Below are 7075 nucleotides of genomic sequence, written 5' to 3'. Positions count from 1 at the left end.
TAACGAAAGAATTCAGGCAAAAACAAAATGGATGCCACCTGCAAAGTACAGGTTAGCATCCTTGTGTTCCGCCTAGTTCATATATGTGTCCAGGATTCTGGGTACATATCAGTCTAGCCGGGATTTTTTGTATTAATAAATTCTAAAGTATAGGTTGGAAGGAAACAGTCAATGTATCGCCAATGTTTTTTTGTAGTTCTTGATGAATATCTTTGCGGACGCCGAGAATATAACAGACACTGCCATCTGGATTTTTTACCCCCATATTGACAATGCTACCTTCATAATAGACCATTTCAAAATAGACTCTGACCTTTAAGCGACCTTTGCCGAAGTATTCTTTAATATTGACGGGCACGCGGACATAAGCGCCCCCCTTGCCCACTTCAGACGCTTCAATCACACTGGTAAATTGATAAGCGGATTCCTGGGGAGAAAAGTGAGTATAATTTGTGAAATCTTGTATTGAATCCATTATCATATCCTTTCAAGCTAATCTTGACGCAGAATTTTTTCCATTTTTTTGCCTTTTGCGAGTTCATCAATTAATTTATCTAAATATCGAATTTGTTGCATCAATGGGTTTTCGATATCTTCTACACGATAGCCACAGATAACGCCCTTAATAAGTTTTGCGTTAGGATTGATTTGTGGGGCTTCTTGAAAGAAAGTTTGATAATCGACTTCCTTGTCTAATTGTTGTGCAAGTTGTTCTGGTGTGTAGCCTGTTAACCAACAAATAATTTCATCGACTTCTGCTTGGGTGCGGTTTTTGCGCTCAGCTTTTTGAACAAGTAGGGGATAGACACTTGCAAAATTCATCTTATAGACACGTTCCATATTTTTAGCCATTTATAATTTCTCCTATTTGACTACGCTATATTCATCAATTGTCTTGCCATTTTCATCTTTTAAGACTAGCCAGCTGTTTGTTCCGGCAAAGTATAGAAAATGTCCGACCTCATTGACGCTTTTTAAGATAATATCTTCAGTTGTGACATTATCCTTGATTTTATCCGCTTGTTCTTGACGCAAGGTTAAAGCGAATCGCGCACCAAAGCCAAGTGAACCATCTTTATTTAATGGCGCTTCAGGCATTAAAGTCGCACCCGCTAAAATACGAAATTCATTGCGCTTTTGCCAGTAGACTGTGGCTTTACTATTGAAATCATCAACATAAAAGGGAATCGTTGCAAATTCTTTTTTAAAACGATGTTGCGCTTTTTGTCCGAGACGTTTTGGTTTGCCATCAAATTGAATCGCAAAAGGTCGTAAAATAGCTGTGATTTGTTCCACGATTGGCTGGTATTCTTTTTGATAATGCGCTGGAATGGCATATTCGCCTTTGAAAAATTCATTGGCAATGACTCGTCTAAAAATCTTCATTTCTGCCTCTTGAAGTTGGATAGCTAGGCAGCGGTGCATTTCTTCTGGCAGTGCTTCGGTCATCAAGTGCCACTTGCCTTTTTTATCGGTGTACAGTTGAACCACATCTGCTTGTACAGCTTCAAAAATGGGTAAAAATTGGATAGTCAATTTCTGGTCAGGGGTTTGAATTTGGGCTGTGCTTTCTTGAATTTTTAGTGTTAATTCCATTGATTTCCTCCAAATGTCATTTTCTTTTATATTATCAAGTTTTATCTTACAATGCATGAAAAATGCTTAGCTGTCTTGACTTTTAAAAAATTTTTCCATTAGAATATAAGAAATAAGTTTTGTTGGTTATCTATTTTACGAGGAGTGATTGGATGAAAAATCAAAAGGATGCACGTGCGTTGTTGGTCTTTTCAATGGCGATTTTTGGAACATTAGGGTTATTTGTCCGTAATATTCAGCTATCTTCAGGGGCTTTGGCGTTTTATCGGGCCATTTTAGCAGCCGTGTTAATTGGTGGCTTTTTATTCGTTACTAAGCAAAAAATCCAGGTGAAACAGTTCAAAAAGGAGTTGCCAATCCTACTTTTATCTGGGGTTGCGATGGGTTTCAACTGGATTTTACTTTTTGAAGCGTATAAGTATACTACGGTTTCGATAGCGACTTTAAGTTATTACTTTGCACCGGTATTGGTTACGCTTGCCTGTCCATTGTTGTTTAAAGAAAAGATGACGGCGAAAAATTGGCTTTGTTTTATCATGTCGACATTAGGAATTGTGTTGATAACAGGAATAGGTGATTTTAGTCAAGGAAAGTCCAATATTGTAGGGATTCTTTTTGGATTAGGTGCTGCTTGCTTTTACGCGACAGTTATTTTGCTTAATAAGTTTATCAAAAATGTAGGCGGCATCCAGCGAACCTTCTTACAATTTTTATCTGCAATTTTGATTTTAATCCCTTATGTTGGCTTTACGAGTGGGTTTTCATTAGGCAAGTTAACTACAATAGGGTGGATTTGCCTTTTAATTGTTGGTTTAGTACATACGGGAGTGACCTATTGTTTTTACTTTTCAGCGTTAAAAGAGCTTCCTGGACAAAAAGCAGCGATACTAAGCTATATTGATCCTTTAGTGGCCGTTTGTATCTCCGTCTTTATCCTTGGCGAACCATTAACACTTTTACAATTTGTCGGAGGAGCTTTGATATTAGGTTTCACACTATGGAATGAATTATAGAAAATACGGCACAGATGTTTGAATTCTGCGCCGTATTTGTATAGAGATTATTTTTGCATTTGATCTACTAGTTGTTCTAAACCAGTTAAGGATTGGTAACCATAACCGAATAGATAGTTATAATCCACCGCATAGATTTGTTTGTTTTTAATTGCCTTCATACTTTGTAGCTTAGGATTTTTTAATAGAGCATCGATGACTTCTTGACCACTGATACTTCCTGGAATACTTGACCAGTCACCGACAATTAAGACATCTGGATCGGTTTGAATTAAGGTTTCTTCACTCACATCGCCTTTTTGGTCTTTAAACACATTGTCCACCTTAATCATTTTAAACATATCGTTAAAGAACGCTTCGTCATGAGCGGCATAAACGACCACTTGACTAGGATCAGACATGTGTAAGTATGCAAAAGTCTGTGTTTTTTTATCTTTTACTTTCGCTTCTAGTTTGGTTTGACGGGCTTTGATTTCTTTGCTGAAAGATTTGGCCTTGTCTTCTACATTAAAGATTTTACCAAGATTTTCGATATCTGAATAAATAGAATCAAAAGTCGCACCGGTGATAGATGATTCTAAGACATAAGTTGGAATGCCCATTTCATTTAGTGAATCGACCGTACCGACACCCCAGTCTTGATTATCAAATAGTCCACCACGCCCATAGACTAAATCTGGATCAACACTTAGCGCGGTTTCTTTGCTGATGTAGCTGTTTCCTAGGTCTTTGAGTTCTTTAAATTCTTTGGCGACACTTTCATCGGCTACCCCAAAAGTGGCACCAACGCCGGCAATATTATCTTTGAGTCCAAGATGTAGCAAAAGTTCGGCAGCTGGACGGGTATTGGCCAAGACTTTTTTCGGTTTGCTTTGATAGGTTTCTTCTTTTTTTGTCCATTTGCTGCCACCTTCTGCTTTGGTGACATTTTCAATAGTAAGAGGATAGTGTGCCTCTGATTTTGTTTCTTGTTTTGATTGTGTATTGCCACAAGCAGCCAGTAAAAATGTCGCTGTAGTTAGCGCAAGTAAGGTTAATTTTTTCATGTTTTTCTCCTTCCATAAACTTTTATTGACGGTGTTCAGCAGCTAGACTTTGTGAAATTCGCCCTCCCGAATGAGAAAATCTTCTTTCATCCGATTTTCTCATCGGAAGGTAAGCACACGAATTTCTTCAAGTCTGCCCAAGCTGCTTCACAACCTTTATTTATAATAATAAAATCCTAATTGTTGGGTGATTGGGTTTTGATAGATTTTGCATTTGACACCGTAAACTTCCTCAATTAAGTCTTCGGTCAATATTTCTTCGGGTTTACCGTGTGCAAGAACATGTCCTTGCTTTAAGACATAAAGTTCATCACAATAACGGCAGGCATCTTCCAAACTGTGTAAAGCAGCTAATATCCCAATACCTAGATTTTTGACAATTTCCATGATTTCCAACTGATACCGAATATCCAAGTGGTTACAAGGTTCATCTAAAATCATAAATTGTGGCTCTTGCGCGATGGCTCTAGCAAGGATCACCCGTTGTTTTTCGCCACCAGATAAGGACAAAAAGCTACGATCTTGATATTCCAACAAATTTGTCTTGTTTAAAGCTAGCTCAACAATTTGTAAATCTTGCTTATTTTCTTGCTCTAAAAGTCGCTTATGGGGAGTACGTCCAAGCATAACCATTTGTTTGACCGTTAAATCAAAACTGAGTTCATTAAACTGACTAACCACACTTAAATTTTGGGCAACCTTTTTTTCAGAACTATGCAAAATATTGAGTTCATCTAAATAAATTTCCCCGCTATCTGGTTTGAGTGTTTTATAGATGGTTTTCAGTAAGGTAGATTTTCCGCTACCATTCGCTCCGATTAAACCGACAAATTGGCCGTCTTTAGTCTTTAAAGAAATATCTTCTAGGAGAGTGCGTTGTTTGATGCTGAAATTTAAGTGTTCAATGGATAATTTCATAAGCTACCCTCCAAAGTTGTATTGTTTCTTTAAAATAATGTAAATGAAAATCGGCGAACCAATCATGGCGGTGATGATGCCGATGGGTAATTCAACACCCTTTAAGATAGAGCGGGCTAAAACATCTGCCCAAATCATAAATAGGCTGCCTGATAAAGCGGATAATGGCATTAATAGGCGATGATCTGAACCGGTCATTCCGCGGACAATATGCGGGATAATCAGTCCCACAAAGCCAATCATTCCTGAATTTGCGACAATAATACTGGTTAAAAGTGCTGCTAAAATCATGTAGACTTTGCGATAAAAACTGAGCTTAATGCCTAATGTGGTCGCAACTTCATCGCCAAGTAACATCGCATTTAAAATTCGTGCTTGTAAGATAAAAAAGAGCGTTAAGCCACAGACAATGAGACTGACTAAAGGTAATTTTTGCCAACTTGCACTGGCTAAACTACCCATGGTCCAAAAGGTAACGGTCTTCATGCCTTCTGCGTTATTAGCGAGATAGATGATGAGATTTGACAAAGCACTGCATAAGGAACTAATAATCATCCCTGAGAGTACGAGTTTTGTGGAAGTCATTTTCGAATCGACACTTGCCAAGAGTAAGACAAAGATACTGGCGAAAATAGCTCCGATAAAGGCCCCAAATGCTAAGCCAAATTGAAAGACCAATGCCCCACCACCAAAACCGACCAAAATCGCAAAGGTAGCGCCTAGTGATGAACCAGAAGAAATACCTAAAATATAGGGATCAGCCAATGGATTTTGGACGACAGCTTGCATCACCGCGCCACTAATTGCAAGTCCCATCCCTACAAAGATAGCTAAGAGTGTTCTAGGTGCCCGGACAAACCAAATAATATTTTGATCTGCCAATGAAAGCTGTTCGACATTTCCTAGATGCCCGTTGGAAAGCTTATATAGTAAGATTTGATAGACCTCACTGACTCTGATATCGGCTTGTCCCTGGGTTAGTGCAAAGCCAACAGATAAGATAATCAGAGCTAGAAAAACAATCCCAAGTGCCCCAAAAACGAAGCGATGGCTAGACTTTTTCATCTATATCGCCTCCTTGTTGGCAAAAAGTGCTTGATTACGAGTATGGAATTTCTCATTATGGGAAGAAACCATTTCAAAACTGGCGGCTGACTCATCGAGATATTGTTTGATTTGATTAACTGCATGTACGCTGTCATTAAAAGCACCGGTGAGTAAATTCACTTTGCCAGGATAATATTGGATATCGCCTGTCGCAAAAATGCCCATTTCACTAGTAATGCTTGGTTGTTGGCAGTCCAGTGCATACTCGTTATGCCACTTTAAGTCAAAAGAACAATTTTTAAACAGACTATCATCATGTTCATAGCCGTGCTGAATGAGTAAATAATCCGCAGAAAGAGTGTGAACAGCGCATTTTACTTGGAGTTTTTGACCTTGTTGACGGATTTCTTCAATTGTATCGCAATAGTAAACGGGAATGCCTAGTTCAGACAGTTTGCGAACTTGGCTTTCGTGTCCTTTTAGCTTTTCTCCACGATAGGAAACTGTGACCTTTGCACCAAATTCATGCGCTTCAATCGCGTAATCCACCGCACTATTGCCGCCTCCAGAAACCAATAATTCTTTTCCTTTGATAAGATTTGGATCTGGAAAATGATAAAAGATTTTGTCCTGGACGGCTTTTGTTAGTGAGACGGTTAATTTCTTTGGCGTATAGATTCCTCCGCCAATCGCCAGTAAAACGGTTTTTGCTTTCAGGGGAGTAGCTTGATTGCTATGTAAAAGAAAAGTATCCTCAACTTTCTCGATTTTGTTAATTTTTGTATTTAAGTAGATATCGGGCTGGAAAGTTTTGGCTTGCTCGATTAAGTGCTTTTGAATTTGTTTGCCTTTGCTTGGAGGAAGTGCGCCTACATCCCAAACCATTTTTTCAGGGTAGAAGCTTAACTTGCCACCTAGATGATCTAAAGCTTCAACTAAGGCAATTTTCATATCACGCAAACCAGCATAAAAACTAGCGTAGAGACCAGCTGGACCACCACCGATAATCACACAATCATAGGTAGGTTGCATTATATCTCTTCCTTTCGAATAAGGTAGGTTTATATTGTTTATTTGTGAATATTTTTGCAATTGATAATCATTCTCATTTAGTTGAGATTATTATAAAAAAATCTATTTTATTTGTAAACCAGTTGCCAACAAATAAGAATCGTTCTAAATTAAAGAAGAGGCCGTGAAGCAGCTTGGGCAGACATGAAGAAATTCGTGTGCTTACCTCCCACTGAGAAAATCGGATGAAAGGAGATTTTCACAAGTGGGAGGGCGAATTTCACAATGTCTAGCTGCTGAACGCCGTAGATTAAAGATGTGAGCCGGGTCGACCAGCTCCAAGCAGCTAAGGTTGTCCGGAATGGCAGGGAAATCCATCGGGTATTAAGATTTTCCTAGACAGGCCGGATTAGATGCAAGTAGCAAAAAAATAATGATAGAAAA

At 38.6% G+C, this 7075-nt stretch carries 8 protein-coding genes; 1 reads left to right on the top strand and 7 read right to left on the bottom strand.

What is annotated here, in order from left to right:
- Nucleotides 1-142 precede the first annotated feature (142 nt).
- From ACTQZM_RS09250 to ACTQZM_RS09240, 3 genes are read right to left on the bottom strand one after another with little or no spacing between them, the layout of a single operon-like run.
- Complete coding sequence (locus ACTQZM_RS09250; protein WP_441653586.1) at nt 143-475, bottom strand: DUF1905 domain-containing protein; 333 nt, start codon at nt 473-475, stop codon at nt 143-145.
- 17 nt (nt 476-492) lie between these two features.
- Nucleotides 493-852, bottom strand: a complete 360-nt coding sequence (locus ACTQZM_RS09245) for a DUF2200 domain-containing protein (protein WP_087663464.1) — start codon at nt 850-852, stop codon at nt 493-495.
- Nucleotides 853-864: 12 nt separating this feature from the next.
- Nucleotides 865-1596 carry a hypothetical protein gene (locus ACTQZM_RS09240; RefSeq protein ID WP_441653585.1) on the bottom strand — a complete coding sequence of 244 codons (732 nt, stop codon included), beginning with the start codon at nt 1594-1596 and terminating at the stop codon, nt 865-867.
- Nucleotides 1597-1748: 152 nt separating this feature from the next.
- On the opposite strand from ACTQZM_RS09240, the gene ACTQZM_RS09235 reads away from it, so the two are divergent.
- Nucleotides 1749-2609, top strand: coding sequence for a DMT family transporter (locus ACTQZM_RS09235; RefSeq protein ID WP_113842796.1), 861 nt, complete (start codon nt 1749-1751; stop codon nt 2607-2609).
- Nucleotides 2610-2656: 47 nt separating this feature from the next.
- Here the strand turns inward: ACTQZM_RS09235 and ACTQZM_RS09230 are convergent, their stop codons facing one another.
- From ACTQZM_RS09230 to ACTQZM_RS09215, 4 genes are all read right to left on the bottom strand, one after another.
- Nucleotides 2657-3655, bottom strand: a complete 999-nt coding sequence (locus ACTQZM_RS09230; protein ID WP_441653584.1) for an ABC transporter substrate-binding protein — start codon at nt 3653-3655, stop codon at nt 2657-2659.
- Between the two features lie 156 nt (nt 3656-3811).
- Complete coding sequence (locus tag ACTQZM_RS09225) at nt 3812-4573, bottom strand: ABC transporter ATP-binding protein (protein WP_441653583.1); 762 nt, start codon at nt 4571-4573, stop codon at nt 3812-3814.
- 3 nt (nt 4574-4576) lie between these two features.
- Nucleotides 4577-5638, bottom strand: a complete 1062-nt coding sequence (locus tag ACTQZM_RS09220; protein ID WP_441653582.1) for a FecCD family ABC transporter permease — start codon at nt 5636-5638, stop codon at nt 4577-4579.
- The gene (locus tag ACTQZM_RS09215) at nt 5639-6652 is read right to left on the bottom strand and encodes an NAD(P)/FAD-dependent oxidoreductase (protein WP_441653581.1); all 1014 of its coding nucleotides are present in this window, start codon (nt 6650-6652) and stop codon (nt 5639-5641) included.
- Nucleotides 6653-7075 lie beyond the last annotated feature (423 nt).

Origin of the sequence: Enterococcus cecorum (assembly GCF_052119425.1) — a bacterium.
Lineage (GTDB): Bacteria > Bacillota > Bacilli > Lactobacillales > Enterococcaceae > Enterococcus_E > Enterococcus_E cecorum_C.
The sequence above is the reverse complement of the archived record's forward strand: the minus strand, read 5'-3'. Positions and strand labels throughout refer to the sequence as shown.